We start from the raw sequence: 18,321 nt of genomic DNA, 5'->3' as shown, positions 1-18,321 counted from the left end.
ACCGTGACGAACCCCATCGGCGACAACCCCACCCGTGGCCCCGAGGCTCCCGGACCGTGGTTGGGGACCATGTACTTCGGCACCCGGGTCGACGAGAACCGCTCGCGGGAGATCCTCGATCGGTTCGCCGAACGGGGAGGCCGCCACCTCGACACCGCGAACTGCTACTGCTTCTGGGCGGACGGCGGTACCGGCGACGAGTCGGAGGCCGTGCTGGGCCGGTGGCTGTCCGACCGAGGAGCGCACCAGGAGATGGTGGTGGCGACCAAGGTCGGCTCGCGGCCGGCCACCCTCGGGGCGCCGTGGCCGGAGCAGGCGGAGGGCCTGTCGGCTGCCGTCATCCGCGAGCAGTTCGAGCGCAGCGCCGAGCGGCTGCGCACCGACTCCGTGGATCTCCTCTACGCGCACGTGGAGGACGAGTCGACCGACCTGGAGGAAACGCTGGGCGCGTTCGCGGAACTGGTCGCCGCCGGTCAGGTGTCCCACATCGGGTTGAGCAACCACCGCCGCGAGCGGACGGTGGCCGCGCTGGAGCTGGCCGCCCGGCACGGCTGGCCCCGGTGCTCCCACCTCCAGCAGCGGTACACCTACCTCGTCCCGGACCGTTCGGTCCCCTTCGGTCCGCAGCGGGCGTTCGACGGCGAGGACCTGGCGCACGCCAGCGCGGAAGGCCTCAACCTGGTCGGCTACTCCCCCCTGCTCTCGGGTGCCTACACCCGGCCGGACACCCCGCTGGCGCCGGAGTACCGGGGCGCGGCCTCCGCACGGCGTCTCAGGGCGCTCCGCGACGCGGCGGACGCCGTCGGGGCCACCGTCAACCAGGTCGTCCTTGCCTGGATGTCGTCCGGTGATCCGGTGGTCACGCCCATCGTGGGGGTGAGCGCGGTCGCCCAGCTCGACGAGGCGCTGGACGGCGCCCAGCTGGTGCTGCCCGAGGAGGTCCGAGCCGCCTTGGACGCCGCCTGAGTTCCTCCTCGGGTGGCGGCACCGACCGTCCGCCCTGGCCGGGAGGTCGGCGGCTGGCGCCGACCTCCCGCTCCGGTGGCCACGCCCGCGAGCGGAGCAGCTCCGGACGTGTCCGGGGCGGGGCGGGGCCGGGCACCAGCGGATCGGCAGGGCGACTTCCGGGGGCGGGGTGGTCGGCCGCCGTTCACCTGACGGGGGCGAGGGCTCTCCCGGGGTCCCTCCGCCGCTCGCCCCGATCCTCGAAGGACGTCCGCTCGACGAACTGGCTGGTCAACCAAGGAATCCTCGGCCAGGAACCGCCGCGGCCCCGGTGGTGGGCGCGCTAGGCTGGACCACCCGGCCGAACGCCGCGCACTCCCCGTTCCGCTGTTCCCGTGCTCCAGGCCCCGCCCGTCCAACTCCGCACCCTCCGTCCGACAGCTCAGCCACCCCTCGGTCCGGTGTCCCCCGCCGCCGACGAGGGGTGCGGCGAGAGCAGCGCGCCCGGGCACTTCACGGCGTCCGACCGGTCCAGCCGCGATCCCGTCCGGAGGAGCCATGCTCGGGTACCGCATGTTCGGCGAAGTCCACGGCGACCGAGACCACCTCGTCAGAATCGTGCTCGGCCAGTTGCGTTCCTGGTTGCGCGGCAAGGGCTACGAGGCCGACGCGCTGACCCCCGGGCGGTCGGTGCGCCTGGAACGGGACGTGGAGGGAGCTCTGCTCGAACGGCGGTTACGGGACGGCTCCCACCAGGTGCGGGCTCGGATCCGGGAGCCACGCGGCTGGGTCACGCAGCTGACCGTCGCGGTGCCCAGGCGGGAGCGGGACCGACCGTGGCTGTGGCTCGACGTCGAGTCCCCCGGACCGCGAGGAACCAGCGACCGCCGCGTGTGGACCGGAACACCCCGGTTGGCCACCGCCCTCACCGAGGTGCTGGACGTCCGCGACGGCGCGCACACCCTGCGCCCCGCGCCCGCCCGCGTCGGTGTCGACGACACCGACTGGCTGCTCACCGTCCTGGCTGACCCGGGGCGACGGGGACTGGCGATCCTCGCCGGATCGTCCGGGGGTGACGACGTGGAGTTCGCCCGGTGGGAGGGCCTGGCCGGTCGGCTCCTCAACCAGACCACGGGGCTCGCGACCACCTACGTGCTCGATCCGGCGGCGACCGAGGCGTTCAACCGGGACGCCGGCCCCGCCTACGCCGTCCCGCCCTGGAGCCTGCGCAGCTACCGCCCAGGTCTTGACCTGACCGACCGCGTCGGCGCCCGGCAGCACCGGTTGCTGGGGCTGTCGCGGATCGTGGAGTCCGACGATCGCGAGAACGCCAGGATCCTGGGGTGGAAGGCGCGGGAGGTCGCGGAGAACTCCCCGCTCCCGGGCGCGGTGCTCCGGGCGCACCGCGCGCTCGAGGAGGAGATGGACAGCCTGGTCGTCGCGGGCCTGTCCGGCGACGGATCACCGGCAGCCCCCGCCCGCCCGGCGGTGCCGCCACCGGCCCGAACCGCCCCCGACGACCACGGGAGCGAGCCGGTCCCGGAGGAGGCCGGCGAGCCCACCGGCACCCCCCGGGACGAGCCGGCACCGGAGGGGGTGCTCGTCGACCGGGCACGGTGGACCGCCCTGACCGAGGCCCTGCTCGCCGCCACGGGCAGCGCGGAGGTGACGGTGGAGTCCCTGACCGCGCTCGGGTCGCTCGGTTCCGCCGCCCGGCACGCCCGGTCGACGCGCGAGTTGATCGCGGAACGCCTGCGGGAGCGGACCTCCGAGATCGACCGGCTGCGTGAGGAGCGCGACCTGCTCCGACGGGGCTGGGAGGACGAGCAGCTGGAGCACGCGGAGACCGCCGAGGAACTGCTGACGGTCGAGACCCGGCTGCGCCGGACCCTCGCCCTGTGGGCGCGGGACGCCCGGGTGTCCCACCTGGAGCCCCCGTCCGGCGACGACGACGCCCGACCGCACACCTACGAGGAGCTCTTCGAACACCTCGACAAGCTGGCGCACGTCGCCTTCACCGGGGACCAGCAGATCACCCGGGCCCTCGCGGACAAGGACACCCTGTGCGTGTGGGTGGGCAAGATCTGGGCCGCCCTGGTCGCGCTGGAGGACTACGCCGCGGCCAGCGCCGAGGGCCGGTGCGAGCGGGACGTCGCCGGATACCTGCGCGACCTGCCCCGGGGCTGTCGGGGCGTCTCCGCGAACCGCCACGCGCACAACGAGACGAACGACGTGCAGAACAACCAGTACTTCAGTTCGGCCCGCACCTTCCCGGTACCCGTCGAGGTCCGCCCGGAGGGCAGGGCCTTCATGGGCGCCCATTTCAAGATCACCAAGCAGGGGATGACCAGCCCACGCCTGCACTACCTCGACGACACGGCGCACTCCGGCCGGGTCTACGTCGGGTACATCGGACGCCACCTGCCCAGCAAGCGGACCAACTAGGACTCCGACCAGCCGGCCTGAGCCCTCTGGTGGACCTCGGGGGTTCACGGGAGGTGGCAGGCTGGGGAGGTGATCGCGGAGGATGACCTGGGACGGTGGGACCCGCTCGGTGTTCCGGAGGTGGCCGCCCTGCTGGCCGAGGTCGCCGCCCCGTGGTGGGTGGCCGGCGGGCACGCCGTCGAACTCGCGGTGGGCCGGCCGGTCCGCGCGCACTCCGACGTCGACGTCGTCGTGTTGCGGCCGGACGTCGCGGCCTTCCGGCTCGCCCTCGCCGACTGGGAGCTGTGGGCCGCCGACCCGCCAGGCACCCTGCGGCGCTGGGAGCCTGGCGAGCCCCTCCCGACACGGGTGCACGACATCTGGTGCCGCCCGACGGCTTCGGCTCCCTGGCGCCTCCAGCTGATGGTCGACGAACGCGTCGGCGGGGAGTGGGTCTCCCGCCGGGATCCCCGGGTGCGCCGCCCGGTGGCCGGGCTCGGCTGGCGGACCGCGACGGGGGTGCCGGTGCTGGCGCCGGAGGTGCAGCTCTACTACAAGGCGGCGGCTCCCCGGCACCGCGACGAGATCGACTTCGCCGCGGTGCTGCCCCGACTGGACGAGGGGCGACGGACCTGGCTCCGGAACCACCTCGGTGCCGACCACCCGTGGCGGACCAGGCTGGACGACGAGGGGCCTTCTCCCCGGCGGGGATGAGGCACCGGTGACGGGTGGGGCCCCTCTCCCGGTGATCCGGTAACCGCCCCGTGGCCGGCGGGTCGGTACGGCCCGACCGCCCCCTCCCCCGGGACCACCTCGGGACTCCCGCCCGGCGAGGCCCGGGACGCGGGACGGGACGGAGGGGCGCTGGCCGGGCTGGCACCGCGTGGCCGGTGGCACCGGCGTCTCAGCGCGCTGGTGGATCCCACCCGGCGAGCAGCTCGGTCGACGCCGACTCGAACCAGCGGCGGTCCAGGCCCACCCCACTGCCGCTGACCAGCCGGAACTCGACACCGTTGGCCGCGCGCCCCACGCAGTCGAAGGGGCCGTGGTCCTCGTCGATCCAGCCGAGCCATACCGTGGTCCCCCGCAGGGTCGTGGTCGTCCGCGTGGCCCACTCGTGCGCGGAGGGCCGGGGTGGTACGACCAGCCGCCCCCGCCCGGTGCGCTGCGCGACCAGGCGCAGCTCCCGTCCACGGTCGGGGCCGCCGCTGTAGAGGACCTCGACCTCGGTGCGGCCCTCGGCGTTGGTGAAGCGGGCGGCGCTGTCCACCGCCAGGCCACCAAGGCGCTCCGGGAGACCGAGGGCGCCCAGCAGCGCCGCGTGGTGGGGCGGCGTCACCCAGTCCCCTTCGTGCGCGGTGTCCCCGTCCCGGTCGAACCGCCAGATCCCGGTCGGGACGACGACCATCTCGACGTCGTGGTGCCGGGCCCAGTAGCTCAGTTCCGCGAAGGGAACGGCGGCGAGCCGGGACGGGGCGTCGGCGTCCGCTGGTCGCAGCGAGCGGTGCAGGTCGAGGAGCTCCTCCTCGGTGAACTCGCCGTCCAGGACGGACAGCTCGACCATGGTCCGCCCCAACCGCGCCGAGGTCCCCCTGTTGCCGAGGTAGTCGACCCCGAACCACAGCACGTGCCGCCCGTCCAACGGTCGCGCGGAGGTTCGGCTGCGCCAGAGGCTCGGGTGGTCGAGGGCGGGCACGGCCCAGTCGTAGAGGAACTGCTTCACGCGCAGGCGCCGGCCCTCGCCGACCACCTCGAACCGGTAGGCGCAGGGGTTGGCGCGCGACCAGGGGGACCTGCCGACGTCGCTGCCGTCGGGGCGGCCCGGGGGCGCCTCCCGGCGCAGCGTGCCCGCCCGGGCCACGCACCCGGTGGGGAGGCGGTCGGGGACCCACACCACGAAGGAGCACCAGGCCTGGGCGTCGGTCGGCGGGACCTCCTCGGGGACGGCGGGCAGGTCGGCGGGATCCGACAACACGCGGAACGGCGGATCACCGGCCGGTGCGCTGGTCGGGGGGAACGGGGTCGTCACGGCTCGCCCTTCGTCGGGTGGTCGGGGAGGGACGAGCCTGACACCTCGACCGCGGTCGAGGTCAAGATCCGAGGGAGGCGCCCGGGCGCGGCACCGGGGTGCGACTGGTCCGATGAGCCCGTGGCCCGGTTGCGGCCGGGGGTGACGGCCTCCCGCCCACCCGGAGGCGGAGCGGCGGGGCTGCTGGAGCGGCTGCGTCTCGTCAGGGGTCGAGGGAGAACGGCAGGCCGCGCTCGAACACGAGTTCGACTCCGTCGACCGGGTCGAGGCGTTCACCGACCTGGCGGAAGCCCAGCGAACGGACCAGCGACAGGGACTCCTCGTTCGTGGGCGCGACACTGGCCACGCAGGTCAACGCGGCACCGCTGGCGTTGGCCCAGTCCGCGAGGGCGAGGACCGCCTCCCGCGCGTAGCCGCGACGGCGGTCCCCGGGCAGCACCTCGTAGCCCACCTCCGCCCGCCCCCGGTCGTCCGGCCGCCCGTGGAAACCGGTCACCCCGACGATCCGCCGCTCGTCCCGGTCGACCATCGCCCGCACCAGCCAGGGCAGTTCGGCGGGGTCCTCGGCGAGCTGGTCCAACCGGAGGCGGGCGGGCACGGTGGCGGGCCACTCCGGCGGCACCACCACGCCCAGGGCCCGCTCCAGCCCGGGGACGTCGCCGACCACCACCAGCGACAGCGCCTCCGCGTCGAGTGGAACCAGGTCAAGTCGTTCCGAGCTGATCACGTCACCCACTCCTCCAGCGAACCAGACGTCGCGCCGAGGAGAAAGACGATTTCCTTTCACGTTCGGGGAGGGGCCGGCTGCCGGCACCGCCACCCGGGTAGCGGTGCCGGCGAAGCGTCGAGGCCGTGCGGGCCTGCCCGGAAGGGGACGCGAACGCGGGCATGGCCGCCGCGTCCCAGCCCACACCCCCGGCCCTGGCCGGGGCCACAGGCGGGCGCTCCCGTCCCGGGAACGCCCGCTTCCCCGGTGCCACCACCCTCCCGGAACGGCCGCGCACCACCAGCTCCCGGTCCCCCGGAGCGCTGCGCGGCGGAAGGCGGCCGGGATGCCCCTGGCCCCATCGACTCATCCGGTCAGGCATGGTGGGATCTGAGTGAAACGGGCATTCAACAGGAATTCCCACGGGTGTGCTCCGAGGAAGGCGGCATGGGCCGACTGAGCAGTGCGTTCTGGAAGGTGCTTGGTGGTTCGCGGCGGCGGGCCTTCTCGCGTTCCCGGGCGGTGGTCGCCACGGCCGCGAAGCTGGAGGGTGAGTACCGGGAGCTCACCGAGTCGGACCTCGCCGAACGGCTCGCGGCACTGTCGCGTCGGCACCGACCGGTCGACGGGGACGACGGGGCCGGGAGCACGGCGACCTTCGACCGCGACGAGCTGGTGCGCTTCCTCGCCCTGGCCAGGGAGGTGAGCAGGCGCCGGTTGGACATGCCCGCCTTCGACGTCCAGCTGCTGGCGGCCGCGCGAATGTTCGCGGGGGACGTCGTGGAGATGCTCACCGGCGAGGGCAAGACGCTGGCCGGCGCCATCGGCGCGACGGCGTTCGCGCTGCGGGGACGGCAGGTGCACGTGATCTCCGTCAACGACTACCTGGCCCGCCGGGACGCGGAGTGGATGGCGCCGCTGTACGAGGCCTTCGGGTTGAGCGTGGCGTGGATCTCCTCCACCTCGACCCCCGAGGAACGGGAGGCCGCCTACGCGGCCGACGTCACCTACGCCGCCGTCAGCGAGTTCGGGTTCGACGTGCTGCGGGACCGGTTGGGGACCGACCCGATCGTGCCCGCGCCGCAGGTGGCGCTGGTCGACGAGGCGGACTCCGTGCTCGTCGACGAGGCCAGGGTCCCCCTGGTGCTGGCCGGGTCGACCGCCGGAGCCGCCCCGGACAGCATCATCACCGACCTCGTGCGGGCGTTGAAGCCGGACCTGCACTACCGCACCGACGAGGATGACCGGAACGTGTTCCTCACCGAGAAGGGGGCCGCGGCCGTCGAGGACGCCCTCGGCGGGGTCGACCTGTACTCGGAGGAACACGTGGGCACCACGTTGTCCCAGGTGAACGTGGCCCTGCACGCCAGGGTGCTGTTGCGCAGGGACGTGCACTACCTGGTGCGGGACGGCCGGGTCCAGCTGATCAACGAGTCGCGGGGCAGGGTCGCCGAGCTCCAGCGCTGGCCGGACGGCCTCCAGGCCGCCGTGGAGGCCAAGGAGGGGCTCGCGGTCAGCGACACCGGTGAGGTGCTGGACACCATGACCGTGCAGGCGCTGATCAGCCGCTACCCCACCGTCTGCGGGATGACGGGGACCGCGCGGGCCGCGGACGAGCAGCTCAGGACCTTCTACGACCTCGGGGTGTCGATCATCCCGCCCAACCGGCCCTGCGTCCGGGTGGACGAACCGAGTCGCGTCTACGCCACGATCGCCGACAAGGAGGCCGCGATCGTCGACTACATCGCGCGGACCCACGAGACGGGCCAACCCGTCCTGATCGGGACGATGGACGTGGCCGAGTCCGAGCACCTGGCGAAACTGCTCGAACGCGCCGGCGTGGACTGCGTGGTCCTCAACGCCAAGAACGACGCGGCCGAGGCCGCGATCATCGCGGAGGCCGGCGCGTTGGGGGCGGTGACGGTGTCCACCCAGATGGCCGGGCGGGGCACCGACATCCGGCTGGGCGGGTCCGACCAGGCCGACCACGAGAAGGTCAAGGACCTCGGCGGCCTCTGCGTCGTCGGCACCAACCGGCACGTCTCCCGCCGGTTGGACGAGCAGCTGCGGGGCCGCGCCGGCCGGCAGGGCGACCCCGGCCGGTCCATCTTCTTCAGCAGCCTGGAGGACGACCTCGTCGTCCGACACGCCCCGGACGCCCGGCTGCCCACCACCACCGAGGAGGACGGTCAGGTCACGGGGCTGGCGGCGGAACGGCTGCTGGACCACGCCCAGCGGGTCGCCGACGCCGCGCTGCTGGAGATCCACAGCAACACGTTCCGCTACAGCCGGCTGTCGGAGCGCCACCGGGCGATCCTCGACGAACGGCGCGAACTGCTGCTCGGCACCGACACCGCGCTGCGGGAGCTGGAACGGCGCTGCCCCGACCGCTACCGGGAGCTGAGCGCCGAGATCGACGAGGAGGTCCTCGTCTCCGTGGCCCGCCGCATCACCCTCTTCCACCTGGACCGCTGCTGGGTCGAGCACCTGGCGTTCCTCAGCGACCTCCGGGAGAGCATCCACCTGCACGCCCTGGGCAAGCAGAACCCGCTGGACGAGTACCACCGGGCGGCGATCCCCGCGTTCAGGGACCTGCTCGGCGAGGTCGACGAGCGGGCCGCCAGGACCTTCGAGGAGGCGACGATCACCGCCGAGGGCATCGACCTCGACGACGCCGGCCTGGTGCGGCCCACCGCGACCTGGACGTACCTGGTCCAGGACAACCCGTTCGGTTCCGAGCTCGACCGGGCGTTCCGGGGGATCAGGCGCATGTTGGACGGCCGGCGCGGACGCGCGGACGACGAGGACTGACCGCCGCTTTGATGCCCCGCGTCCTGGTCGGACTCGGGTGACCTCGAAGCACGCCCGCGAGGAGGAGACGCCATGCTGGTTCGGGAGGGCACCGAACGGGACCTGCCCGTGCTGCTCACCCTGTTCGACGGGGCCGTCCGCTGGTTGACCGCCCGAGGGCGGGAGGCCCAGTGGGGCAGCGTGCCCTGGTCCGAGCGGCCGGAGGCGGTGGACCGGCTCCGGGGCATCGCCACGGCGGGTGGGTTGCTCATCGCGGAGACCGGCGGAACACCGACCGGGGCGCTGTCGACCAGGGAGGTGCCGCCGGAGTACGTGGAGCCGGTGGAGGAACGCGAGCTGTACGTGCACCTGCTGATCACCGACCGCGAGTCGGCTCCTCGGGGGTTGGGGCGGGCCCTGCTCGACCACGCCGTCGGGCAGGCCCGCGACCGGGGGATCGACCTGGTCCGGGTGGACTGCTGGGCCGGTGGCGGGGGCGCGCTCGTGGACTACTACCGGAGCACCGGGTTCACCCCGTCCCACCGCTTCGAACGGAACGGCTGGCCCGGCCAGGTCCTGACCCGCCGGGTCTCCGACGAGCCAGCCGTCACGGCCCCGGTCGGCCGGGGAACGGCGGATCGGGCGGTCCCGTGACAGGTCGGCCACGGCTGGACCCGGTCCCGGCCCGCCGACCAGGGTGCGCGGCTCGTTCCCTTCCCGCTGGCCGCCTTGATCGCTAACCTCGGCGTCCTGGTGGCGGCGGCAGGGAGGCGCGGATGTCGGGGGGAGTCCTCCAGAGGTCCGGGACGCGGCACACGGTGTGGCGGTTCCGGAACCGCACGGTGCGCTACCGCCCCGGCGACGCGTTGTTGGCGCTGCGCGCCAGGCGCGGTCCCGTCACCCGCCTGCGGGTGGGGTCGCGCGACGTCGCCTTCCTCCTCGGCCCCGAGGCCAACCGGTTCGTCTTCGCGAACTCACACCTGTTCCGGTGGCGGGAGGCCTTCCAGAGCCTCGTGCCGGTGGACGGGCCCACCGCGCTGATCGTCAGCGACGGCGCCGAGCACCGCCGCCGGCGACGCCTCGTCGCGCCGGCGATGCACCACCGCCAGGTCGCGCGATACGTCACCACCATGGCCGCCAGCGCGGACGAGGCGGTGGCGGACTGGCGGCCCGGGCAGGTCGTCGACGTGTACGCCACGTTCCGGCGGGCGGTCCTCCGGAGCACCCTGGAGTCGCTGTTCGGACGCCGGCTCGCGGCCGACACCGCGTTCTTCGGTGACCACCTGGAGGTACTGCTCCGACTCCTCGACCCGCTCCCCCAGCTCAACGGCCCGAGGGAACGCCTGGCAACGCCGCTGTGGCGTCGTGCGACCGCCGCCCGCGAGGTGGTGGACGAGCGGATCCGGAACGAGATCGCGCGGGTGCGGGGCGGCATCGTCGACTCCGACGACCACGTGCTCGCGGCGTTGGTGAACGGGGTCGACGAGGAGGGCACCGCCCTGTCGGACGCGGAGATCAGGGACCAGGCCGTGAGTCTGATCGCCGCCGGCTACGAGACGACGAGCGCCGCGATGGCGTGGGCCGTCTACGCGATGCTCTCGACGTCGGGGGTGTGGGACCGGGCGCGAGCCGAGGTGCTGGCCGAATGCGGCGAGGAACCCCCGACGGCGGCCGCGTTGAAGCGGTTGACGTTCCTCGGCGGGGTCGTCCACGAGACGCTGCGGCTCTACCCGCCGGCGGTGCTGTCGGCCAGGACGGCGGCGGTGGACCTCACCGTGGCTGGCCAGCCGGTGCGGGCCGGGACGACGATCCTGTTCAGCCCCTACGTCACCCACCGGATGCCGGGGGTGTGGGCGGAGCCGCTGCGGTTCCGCCCCGAACGGTGGGACCCGGCCTCACCCGTCCACGAGAGACCGACGACCGCCACCTACCTGCCCTTCGCCGCCGGACCGCACCGCTGCGTGGGCTCCGTGTTCGCCACGACCGAGCTGACCGTGATGCTGGCGCGGTTGCTCACCCGGACCTCACTGCGCCTGGTGCCGCAGTGGATCCAACCCACGAGTTTCGCGGCCATGCGCCCTCGGTGGGGGTTGCGGGCCGTCGTGTGCCCGGGCCGGGGCTGAGCGCGGCGGGCGGGCACCGGTCGGTGGCCGCACCACGGGTGACGGGCGCCACCTGACCAGCCACGTCGCTCGGGCCGCCGCCGGACGCCAGCCCCCGCCACCGGTGTCAGGGGCGAACGCCTGTCCTGAATCTGACCGGGGTGGCCCGCAACAGGGAACGGGCGGACGGATGGTGTGATCCGACCGCCCAGTGAGGCAGCCATGCTGTCAGCACGTCACAGGAACGGCGCTTCGCCCTGGTTGGCCAACTCCTCCTGGCCCCAGCGATGTCGGTGTTCGGGTAGCGCTCCAGCATCGCGGCCAGCTTCCGTTGGGTCATTTGGTGGAACTGTTCCCGTCGATGCCGTTCTCCCGGTCGGTTTGGAGCAGTGCCCAGACCGCGAGTGGTGGCCGGGCGAGGATCTGGAACGCGTCCTCCAGGATCGGCCCTCGGCTGAGGCCGGGGCGGGGTCGGGGTCCGGGGGCGCTCCCGCCGGCTTCGGGGTCCGCCTGGTCTCCCAGCTCGCCGGGCTCCCCAGCACCCACCCGGTGCCCCGCCTCCCCGCCACCGTTGTCGGAGCTCCTGGTCAAGGAGTCGTCGTCGCCAGGCCCGGCATGACCGGCGGCCCGAGTCGAGCGCGTGATCCGGGGGTGGTGTCACCGGGTCTGGTGGCGTCGAGACCGCTGATGGGGACACGGCCGCCGGCTCGGGAGGTCTCGTCGTCACGGGGGTGCCGGCCGTCGACGCCCTGCCCGGGTGACCACTCGCGGCGAGTGATCGGCAGGTGGACGAACAGCCGTTCCGGGGTGCTCCTTGGCCTGGATGTCGGCAAGGACGCCCCCGCCCGAGGCGGTCCCGTCCTCGGGGGCCGGGGTCCCCGCGCCCGAGGCGACCGGCCGGGGCCTGGGTACCGGCGCCGGGGCGACGGGCGCGAGGCACGCGTTGACGCCGGGCACGGAACCACTGTGCTCGCCCTCGCCAGCACCCTCGTCGTCGGGGAGTTCCTGGCCGGCGCCGTCGTGGCGGTGATGGTCGGCACCGGTCGGCTCCTGGAGACCCTCGCCCAACGCCGGGCCGGCCACGACCTCTCCGCGCTGCTCGACCGGATTCCCCGCACGGCCAGGCTGGTCACCGTCGACGGACCGCGCCCGGTCCCGGTGGCCGAGCTCGGTCCCGGCGACCGCATCGTCGTCGCCGCCGGCGAGGTGGTGCCCGTCGACGCGGGGGTGACCGCGGACGCCTCCTTCGACGAGTCGGCCCTCACCGGCGAACCCGACCCGGTGACCAGGAGAGCAGGGGACACCGTGCGCAGCGGCGTCGTCAGCGTGGGGCAGGCCGTGGAACTCGTCGCCACCGCCTCCGCCGAGGACAGCACCTACGCGGGAGTCGTCCGCCTCGCCGAACAGGCCGGTTCGACCGCGAGCCGGAGGCCGGGGAACCTGCCGAGCAGGGAGCCGAAACCGATCCGCATCTCCACCCGGGCGAGTTGCTGGCCGAGGCACTGGTGGATCCCGTGGCCGAAGGCGAGGTGGCTGGTCGACCGCCGCGTGATGTCGAGCCGGTCCGGCTCGGGGAACCGGGTGGGGTCCCAGTTCGCGGCCGGTACCGAGACGGTGACGCTGTCCCCGGCTCGGATGAGCTGGCCGTCCAGCTCGATGTCGTCCAGGGCGGTTCGGATCGGACCCACGTGGATCACGCTCAGGTAGCGCAGCAGCTCCTCCACCGCGTCGGGCAGCAGGGCGGGGTCGGAGCGGAGAGATTCCGCCGCCGAGTTCCGCGAGAACCTTGCGCTGTGCCGGCCGCCGGCGGCTCGGGCCAGGCGCAGCGGGGGCGGTCGAACCCGTTTCCGCTTACTGAGCGGTCGCGGTGTTTGGGTGGCGCGGCCTTGTCCCCACCCGCCCCGCCGCCCCGCACGAGGTGGGCACGCCGGGGATCTTGGCGAACCCCCTTCAGTCCCTGACCTCGGTGGTGGTCCCGTCGATGTCCTCATCCGGTCCCCGGTACGTCACCCCCGACGTGGGCGGAGGGCCAGACGTGGGGGCCGGGTGCTCAGCAGGTGCTCCCTGGGAGTTCGCTGTCGAGGTCGAACATCGCCTGTTCGTCGATCGTGCGTTCTCGGTCGCGCTCCTGCCCCTGATACGCGGGCAACAGCTTCCCGGCGGATGTCGTAGGTGGACTCGGTTAGCCGCGCTTGACGGAGCGGATGAAGCTCCGGTACTGGGCGTGGTCGAGGAGGAGCGCGCCGCCGTCCGGATTCTTGGAGTCCCGGATGGCCGCCCAGTCCGCACCACCAGCAACTTCGACACAGACCCCGTTGTTGGCGCTGTGGCTCGACTTCCGCCAGCAAGCAGTGGTGAGATCCATGGCGTTCATCACAGCCTCCTAGTCTCCATTCCCGCTGATCAGCGAGTGGATGAAGTCAACGGTATCTGTCGGTGACAGTGCGGCGTGAACCACGCTGTCAGCAGCCATTCTATAGGTGCCGATCTGATCAACGTCCTGCACGTAAACAGCTCCGTCCAGGAGCTCGACGTACCCGATCGGTCGGGCCAACTCGAAGTTGAAGAGGTAGAACGGGCCAGTGGCGGCGGCGTGTGGCCCGGCCTCGGGGCGAACCACCTGGATGACCACGTTCGGAAGGGCCGCAAGAGCTAGTAGGTGGTGGTACTGGGCGTTTCTCGTTGCCCTGCTGCCTACTCGTAGGGTGAGGGCGCTCTCACTAACCACTGCATGGACGTGAAGAGGCTTCGGCCTGGTGAGGCGTTCTGCTCTGGCGAGGCGGAAGGAAACGAAACGCTCGTGGTGATCGGAGCGGACGAACCCGGTGGCGCGGGTCAATTCCTCTGCGTAGTCCTCAACCTGCAGGATTCCGGGAACGATCGTCGGTTCGTAGACGAACTCGGACGTCGCTAGTCCTTCTAGGCCTACAAACGTCTGGACCCAGTCAGGCACGACGTGGGACCAGGGGGCCCACCAGGCGCGTCGATCGCTACTGCCCGCGAGTGCGCACAGTCGATCGATGTCGCGTTCCGCCACCCCGTACACGCGCAGGACAGTGGCGATGTCGTCCGGGTACTGCTGGAACCGCCCTGCCTCCATGTTGCCGAGCTTCGGCTTCGTGATGCCCGAGAGCTGCGACACCTGTGCCAGTGACAGTCCGCTCTGCTTGCGGTAGTTGGCCAACTCCACGCCGATCAACCAGCGCAGTGCTGACGGGTCGCTGCGCTCCGACAGGTGCTCGGCTTGGGGTTCGCTCATGGCCTCGATCATCTCCTACCACTTGGCGCTGTCCACAAGCATTCACGTCTCGAAGGCAGGAGACGATCACTCGGCCAGGCGATCGACTGCGCAATACGTATTGCCATACAGTGATTGTGGACACAGTGCTCCCCTGACAGGAAGGCCCTGCCGTGTCGAACTTCCTCAGGTTCGCCCTGACTTCCCGCTATGCCCACAGTCGTCGGCGAGGTGGCGTTGATCCGCTTGCCGCCGCACTCGCGGCCTGTGCGCCTCGGGTGTTCGCGTTGTGCGACGCGGACCGCTCCACGGTCGACCCCGACCCGTCCTCGGAGCACGTGCACCGGGAAGTCGCTGCGCACCGCCAGGTTGGAGACCTCCTCGATCTCGCTGCGGGTCTCCGGGGAGAGCCCCCCTGGCCAGGCGAAGTCGAGCCGCAGGTACCCGGGCTTGTTGTAGGAACCGCTCTGCAACGCCGAGGGGCCGAGCACCTGCCGCAGGGCGGCGTGCACCACGTGCGTGCCCGAATGGCCCTGCCGCGCTCCGACTCGCCACTCCGGGTCGACCTTGGCCAGCACCTGCTGGCCCTCGACCAGCTCGCCCCGGCGGACGCGCACCTGGTGCACCCACAGCTTGCGCGCCACCTTCTGGACGTCGACGACCTCGAGTTCGAGGCCGTCGGCCACGATGGTCCCGGCGTCGCTCTCCTGCCCGCCGGACTCCGCGTAGAGGGGGGTGCGGTCGAGGACCAGCTCGACGATGTCGCCCTCGCCGGCGTGCCCGGTGCGCACGCCCTCGCTGAGCACCCCGAGGACGGTGGCCTCGCTCTCCAGCTCCTCGTACCCGGTGAACTCGGTCGCGCCCCGGTCCAGCAGCTCCCGGTACACCGAGCGGTCGCCGTGGCCGGTCTTGCGGGCGGCGGCGTCGGCCTTGGCGCGGGCGCGCTGCTCGGCCATCAACTTGCGGAAGCCGTCCTCGTCGACGGTGAGCCCGGCCTCCGCGGCCATCTCCATGGTGAGGTCGATGGGGAAGCCGTAGGTGTCGTGCAGCTGGAAGGCCTTGTCCCCGGAGAAGGTCGTGCCGCCGGCGGCCTTGGTCTCCCCCGCCGCCAGGTCGAAGATCTTCGACCCGCTGGCCAGCGTGGTGAGGAAGGTGTTCTCCTCGGCGCGCATGACCGCCTCGATGCGGGCGTAGTCGGTGGCCAGCTCGGGGTAGGCCGGGGCCATGGCGTCCCGCACGACCGCGCTGAAGTCGCCGAGCACCGGGTCGGTGACGCCGAGCAGGCGGGCCGACCGCACGATGCGGCGGAGCAGGCGCCGCAGCACGTAGCCCCGGGCCTCGTTCCCGGGGGTCACCCCGTCGGCGATCAGCATGACGCCCGAGCGCGCGTGGTCGGCGATCACCCGGAACCGCACGTCGTCGACCGGGTTGGTCCCGTAGCGGCGCCCGGTCAGCGCCTCGGCCCGCTCGATCACCGGGCGGACCAGGTCGGTCTCGTAGACGTTGTCCAGACCGGTGCGAGCAGAGGTCCTGCCAGGACAAGCCGTCCCAACCTCGTGCTCCGAGCCCGCGCAGGATCGACGGGAGATGGCGGGCAGCGCCGCCCGCCGCCAGGTAGCTCAGGCGCGGATCGACCGCCGGCAGTCCGCACAGGCGACCGACGATCTCGACCAGGTCACGCAGGGCGGGTGCCCTCTCCGGGCCGTCCTCCCTCGGCGCCGCTCGACCCCGGCTGAGGGTGATCTCGTCGGGCACGGCGAACCCGGGCACGTCCAGCATGGCCAGGGCGGCCGTGCGCACCGCGTCGACGGAGTGGGCGGTGGACGTCGTGAGGTGGGCGTGGAGGCGCGTACCTCGGCGATGACCGGCATACTGGGTGCCGGAGGCGTGCGGTGCCGATCAACGCTTCGAGAGAAGTGAATGAAAAAGGGGCAAGTGCTCCGCGATACCGCAGGTCAGGAAGTGTCCTCCCCGCGCACGCGGGGCTGTTCCCATCGTTTGCGCTGGTCAACATGGGTCCCGGTGGTCCTCCCCGCGCACGCGGGGCTGTTCCCAAGAGGCACCGGTGGCGCGGGTTCACGCCGTCGTCCTCCCCGCGCACGCGGGGCTGTTCCGGCTGCGCTCCTGTCGAAGCACCGCCTCATCGAGTCCTCCCCGCGCACGCGGGGCTGTTCCGACGAGGCCGAGGGACGAGTAGTAGAGGTACTGGGTCCTCCCCGCGCACGCGGGGCTGTTCCCTGGCCATTCGTGCCCCGTTGGGTGATGACCCAGTCCTCCCCGCGCACGCGGGGCTGTTCCGGCCCCCTGTCGAACTCGGGCGCGGTGGACGTGGTCCTCCCCGCGCACGCGGGGCTGTTCCCAACTCGAAGTTGGGCCGGCCGCTGTAGCGCCCGTCCTCCCCGCGCACGCGGGGCTGTTCCGGACACCCAGAAGTCCATCGACCAGTTCGCCGGGTCCTCTCCGCCCGCAGGGCCCAGGCCCTCTACAGGGCAGTCCCTTGCCAGCGCAAGTGGGGCGGAGAGGGGCACCAGTGGGCGTCCAGCGGGCCTCCCAAACAGTGCCTGACCTCGTGATTGCGGCCGGCACCGGCGCGAGCTGGGGCATCACCGGCCGCGCGGCACCGTCGTCGTGCGCGTTCGTCGAGCGGGTAGGGGAGTTCGACCGCCAGCTCCGCCACCGTCACGTCCGCCGGAGTTCCGATCGAGAGCACGGGGTGCTGAACCTCGACAGCACCCCGTACGGGCTCCTGACCCGCGGCGGTACCCGGATGGGGCCTGACGCGAGGTCGGCGGTGCCCGACGACGGCTCGTCCGGCTCCGTCGTCGGGTAGGACGGGACCTCCTCGAGGAAGCCCCGGAGCCGGGGCCCCGGACGGCCTCACCTGACGGGCGAGCCGGTCCAGCAGGAACCGGCGGACCCGCGCGAGGTGGACCAGGCGGGTCGCCAGCCCCTCCGGGCCGAGTGTGAGCCGGAAGACGTTCGTCGTCGGGCCCAGCGGGGTCGCCGGGACCCCGTCCGTCGGCACGCCCGCCCCGGCGTTCCCGCTGACCACGTTCCAGTACCGGTCCACGACCACGGGCGGGTGAGGATCGTGGGCGCGCGGCAGCGTCGCGAGAGCGGCCCGGCGCGGGGCCAGCTCGCCGGTCACCGACGAGCCCACCCCAGACACGCCGCCCCCGAGGAGGGGGTGGCCGGGCGGGTGTGACCGACCCGCCCGCCGGTTCCGTCGGGCGTCCCGCCGTGCCCACCCGCCCGGCTCAGCTCGACTCCGGGGCGGCCGGGGGTAGCGGAGATCGCGTGGTCGGTGGTCGGTGGTCGGCGGTCGCGCGAGGTGGAGGCCCTCCGGCGCTCTGGGTGAGGCGCGCCCGGCCCGGATCAGCTGGTGGGGCGGTCAGCCGGCGCCGTCACCTCGCCCACCACCAGGCGGAGCGCCGCCCGCGCGTGGCGTCGTGCCTCGGCGGGGGAGGGAGCGGCGGTCAGCCCGAGGAGTCGGCGTCGATGCGGTTCGCCCAGCAGCAGGCCGAACAGCGCCTCGGCGCGACCGTCCGCCGCGGCGTCCGGTGGTGTGCCCTCGGCGTCGAGCAGTGCTGAGAGGAGTTCGATGTAGCCGAGGGGGCCGCTGGCGTAGAAGCGCTCGGCCAGACGCGGGAACTGGGGGGCCTCGGCGATCATGAGGCGGTGCAGTCCGACCGCCTCGTCGGAGTGCAGCACGAGGACGAGGCGGGTGGCCACGTCGGTCAGCGACTCGTCCTCCGCCGTGAGCTGGGCGAGCGCGCTCACGCGGAACCGTTCCACCGCGGCGGTGAACACCTCGGCCTTGTCGCCGAAGTAGGTGTAGATGGTGCGCTTCGTCACGCGGGCGGCCGCCGCGAGTTCGTCGATCGAGGTCTGGCCGAACCCCTTGGCCACGAAGAGGCTCACCGCCGCGTCGAGGACCTGGTCTCGCCGGCGCTCGCGTTCCTCCTGGGTGGGGCGGCCACGCTTGGGCCGTCCCGTCGCCTCCACGTGCGTCATCGCATGCCCTTCGTCATCACCGTGCCGGGGTCGGCGGCCTGCCCCACATCCTATAATGATACTAAATAGTGTC

13 protein-coding genes, 3 pseudogenes and 1 CRISPR repeat array are annotated in these 18,321 nt (G+C 72.8%); of the genes and pseudogenes, 7 read left to right on the top strand and 9 right to left on the bottom strand.

The window, feature by feature from the left end:
• Window positions 1-3: 3 nt before the first annotated feature.
• From C1701_RS21345 to C1701_RS21335, 3 genes are all read left to right on the top strand, one after another.
• Window positions 4-966: an aldo/keto reductase gene (locus C1701_RS21345; protein ID WP_337661869.1), complete on the top strand. Its 963-nt coding sequence runs from the start codon at window positions 4-6 to the stop codon at window positions 964-966.
• 537 nt (window positions 967-1,503) lie between these two features.
• The gene (locus C1701_RS21340) at window positions 1,504-3,390 is read left to right on the top strand and encodes a hypothetical protein (protein WP_026418666.1); all 1,887 of its coding nucleotides are present in this window, start codon (window positions 1,504-1,506) and stop codon (window positions 3,388-3,390) included.
• A 69-nt stretch (window positions 3,391-3,459) separates the two neighbouring features.
• A complete protein-coding gene (locus C1701_RS21335; protein ID WP_030106110.1) occupies window positions 3,460-4,083 on the top strand; it encodes a nucleotidyltransferase domain-containing protein in 624 nt (207 codons plus the stop codon).
• A 190-nt stretch (window positions 4,084-4,273) separates the two neighbouring features.
• Here C1701_RS21335 and C1701_RS21330 read toward each other — a convergent pair whose 3' ends face one another.
• A complete protein-coding gene (locus C1701_RS21330) occupies window positions 4,274-5,398 on the bottom strand; it encodes a hypothetical protein (protein ID WP_103056498.1) in 1,125 nt (374 codons plus the stop codon).
• 202 nt (window positions 5,399-5,600) lie between these two features.
• Window positions 5,601-6,125 carry a GNAT family N-acetyltransferase gene (locus C1701_RS21325; RefSeq protein WP_245588775.1) on the bottom strand — a complete coding sequence of 175 codons (525 nt, stop codon included), beginning with the start codon at window positions 6,123-6,125 and terminating at the stop codon, window positions 5,601-5,603.
• A 426-nt stretch (window positions 6,126-6,551) separates the two neighbouring features.
• Between C1701_RS21325 and secA2 the strand changes: the two genes are divergently transcribed.
• The 3 genes from secA2 (at window position 6,552) to C1701_RS21310 (ending at window position 11,017) form a co-directional block, all read left to right on the top strand.
• Window positions 6,552-8,915 carry an accessory Sec system translocase SecA2 gene (gene secA2 / locus C1701_RS21320; protein ID WP_026418662.1) on the top strand — a complete coding sequence of 788 codons (2,364 nt, stop codon included), beginning with the start codon at window positions 6,552-6,554 and terminating at the stop codon, window positions 8,913-8,915.
• 72 nt (window positions 8,916-8,987) lie between these two features.
• Window positions 8,988-9,548, top strand: a complete 561-nt coding sequence (locus tag C1701_RS21315; protein WP_081715400.1) for a GNAT family N-acetyltransferase — start codon at window positions 8,988-8,990, stop codon at window positions 9,546-9,548.
• 122 nt (window positions 9,549-9,670) lie between these two features.
• Window positions 9,671-11,017 carry a cytochrome P450 gene (locus C1701_RS21310; RefSeq protein ID WP_081715399.1) on the top strand — a complete coding sequence of 449 codons (1,347 nt, stop codon included), beginning with the start codon at window positions 9,671-9,673 and terminating at the stop codon, window positions 11,015-11,017.
• 315 nt (window positions 11,018-11,332) lie between these two features.
• On the opposite strand, the gene C1701_RS21305 is transcribed toward C1701_RS21310, so the two are convergent.
• Window positions 11,333-11,587, bottom strand: coding sequence for a hypothetical protein (locus C1701_RS21305; RefSeq protein ID WP_103056497.1), 255 nt, complete (start codon window positions 11,585-11,587; stop codon window positions 11,333-11,335).
• A gap of 24 nt (window positions 11,588-11,611) precedes the next feature.
• Here C1701_RS21305 and C1701_RS27760 point away from each other — a divergent pair.
• Window positions 11,612-12,358, top strand: a pseudogene (locus C1701_RS27760) (P-type ATPase); the annotation flags it as partial.
• A gap of 53 nt (window positions 12,359-12,411) precedes the next feature.
• Here the strand turns inward: C1701_RS27760 and C1701_RS27755 are convergent.
• From C1701_RS27755 to C1701_RS21275, 6 genes and pseudogenes are all read right to left on the bottom strand, one after another.
• Window positions 12,412-12,753: pseudogene (locus tag C1701_RS27755) on the bottom strand (cytochrome P450); the annotation flags it as partial.
• Between the two features lie 425 nt (window positions 12,754-13,178).
• A complete protein-coding gene (locus C1701_RS21295; RefSeq protein ID WP_030107256.1) occupies window positions 13,179-13,370 on the bottom strand; it encodes a DUF397 domain-containing protein in 192 nt (63 codons plus the stop codon).
• A 9-nt stretch (window positions 13,371-13,379) separates the two neighbouring features.
• Complete coding sequence (locus C1701_RS21290; RefSeq protein WP_248783985.1) at window positions 13,380-14,267, bottom strand: helix-turn-helix domain-containing protein; 888 nt, start codon at window positions 14,265-14,267, stop codon at window positions 13,380-13,382.
• Between the two features lie 308 nt (window positions 14,268-14,575).
• Window positions 14,576-15,748, bottom strand: a pseudogene (locus C1701_RS21285) (alanine--tRNA ligase-related protein); the annotation flags it as partial.
• 450 nt (window positions 15,749-16,198) lie between these two features.
• Window positions 16,199-16,654: direct repeats of the CRISPR family, unit length 28 nt; unit sequence GTCCTCCCCGCGCACGCGGGGCTGTTCC.
• Window positions 16,655-16,716: 62 nt separating this feature from the next.
• Complete coding sequence (locus C1701_RS28240) at window positions 16,717-17,382, bottom strand: MmyB family transcriptional regulator (RefSeq protein WP_443098129.1); 666 nt, start codon at window positions 17,380-17,382, stop codon at window positions 16,717-16,719.
• A gap of 227 nt (window positions 17,383-17,609) precedes the next feature.
• Window positions 17,610-18,248 carry a TetR/AcrR family transcriptional regulator gene (locus C1701_RS21275; protein WP_026418150.1) on the bottom strand — a complete coding sequence of 213 codons (639 nt, stop codon included), beginning with the start codon at window positions 18,246-18,248 and terminating at the stop codon, window positions 17,610-17,612.
• Between the last annotated feature and the right edge of the window lie 73 nt (window positions 18,249-18,321).

The sequence above is a fragment of the Actinoalloteichus sp. AHMU CJ021 genome, from assembly GCF_002895405.1.
GTDB lineage: Bacteria > Actinomycetota > Actinomycetes > Mycobacteriales > Pseudonocardiaceae > Actinoalloteichus_B > Actinoalloteichus_B caeruleus.
The sequence above is the reverse complement of the archived record's forward strand: the minus strand, read 5'-3'. Positions and strand labels throughout refer to the sequence as shown.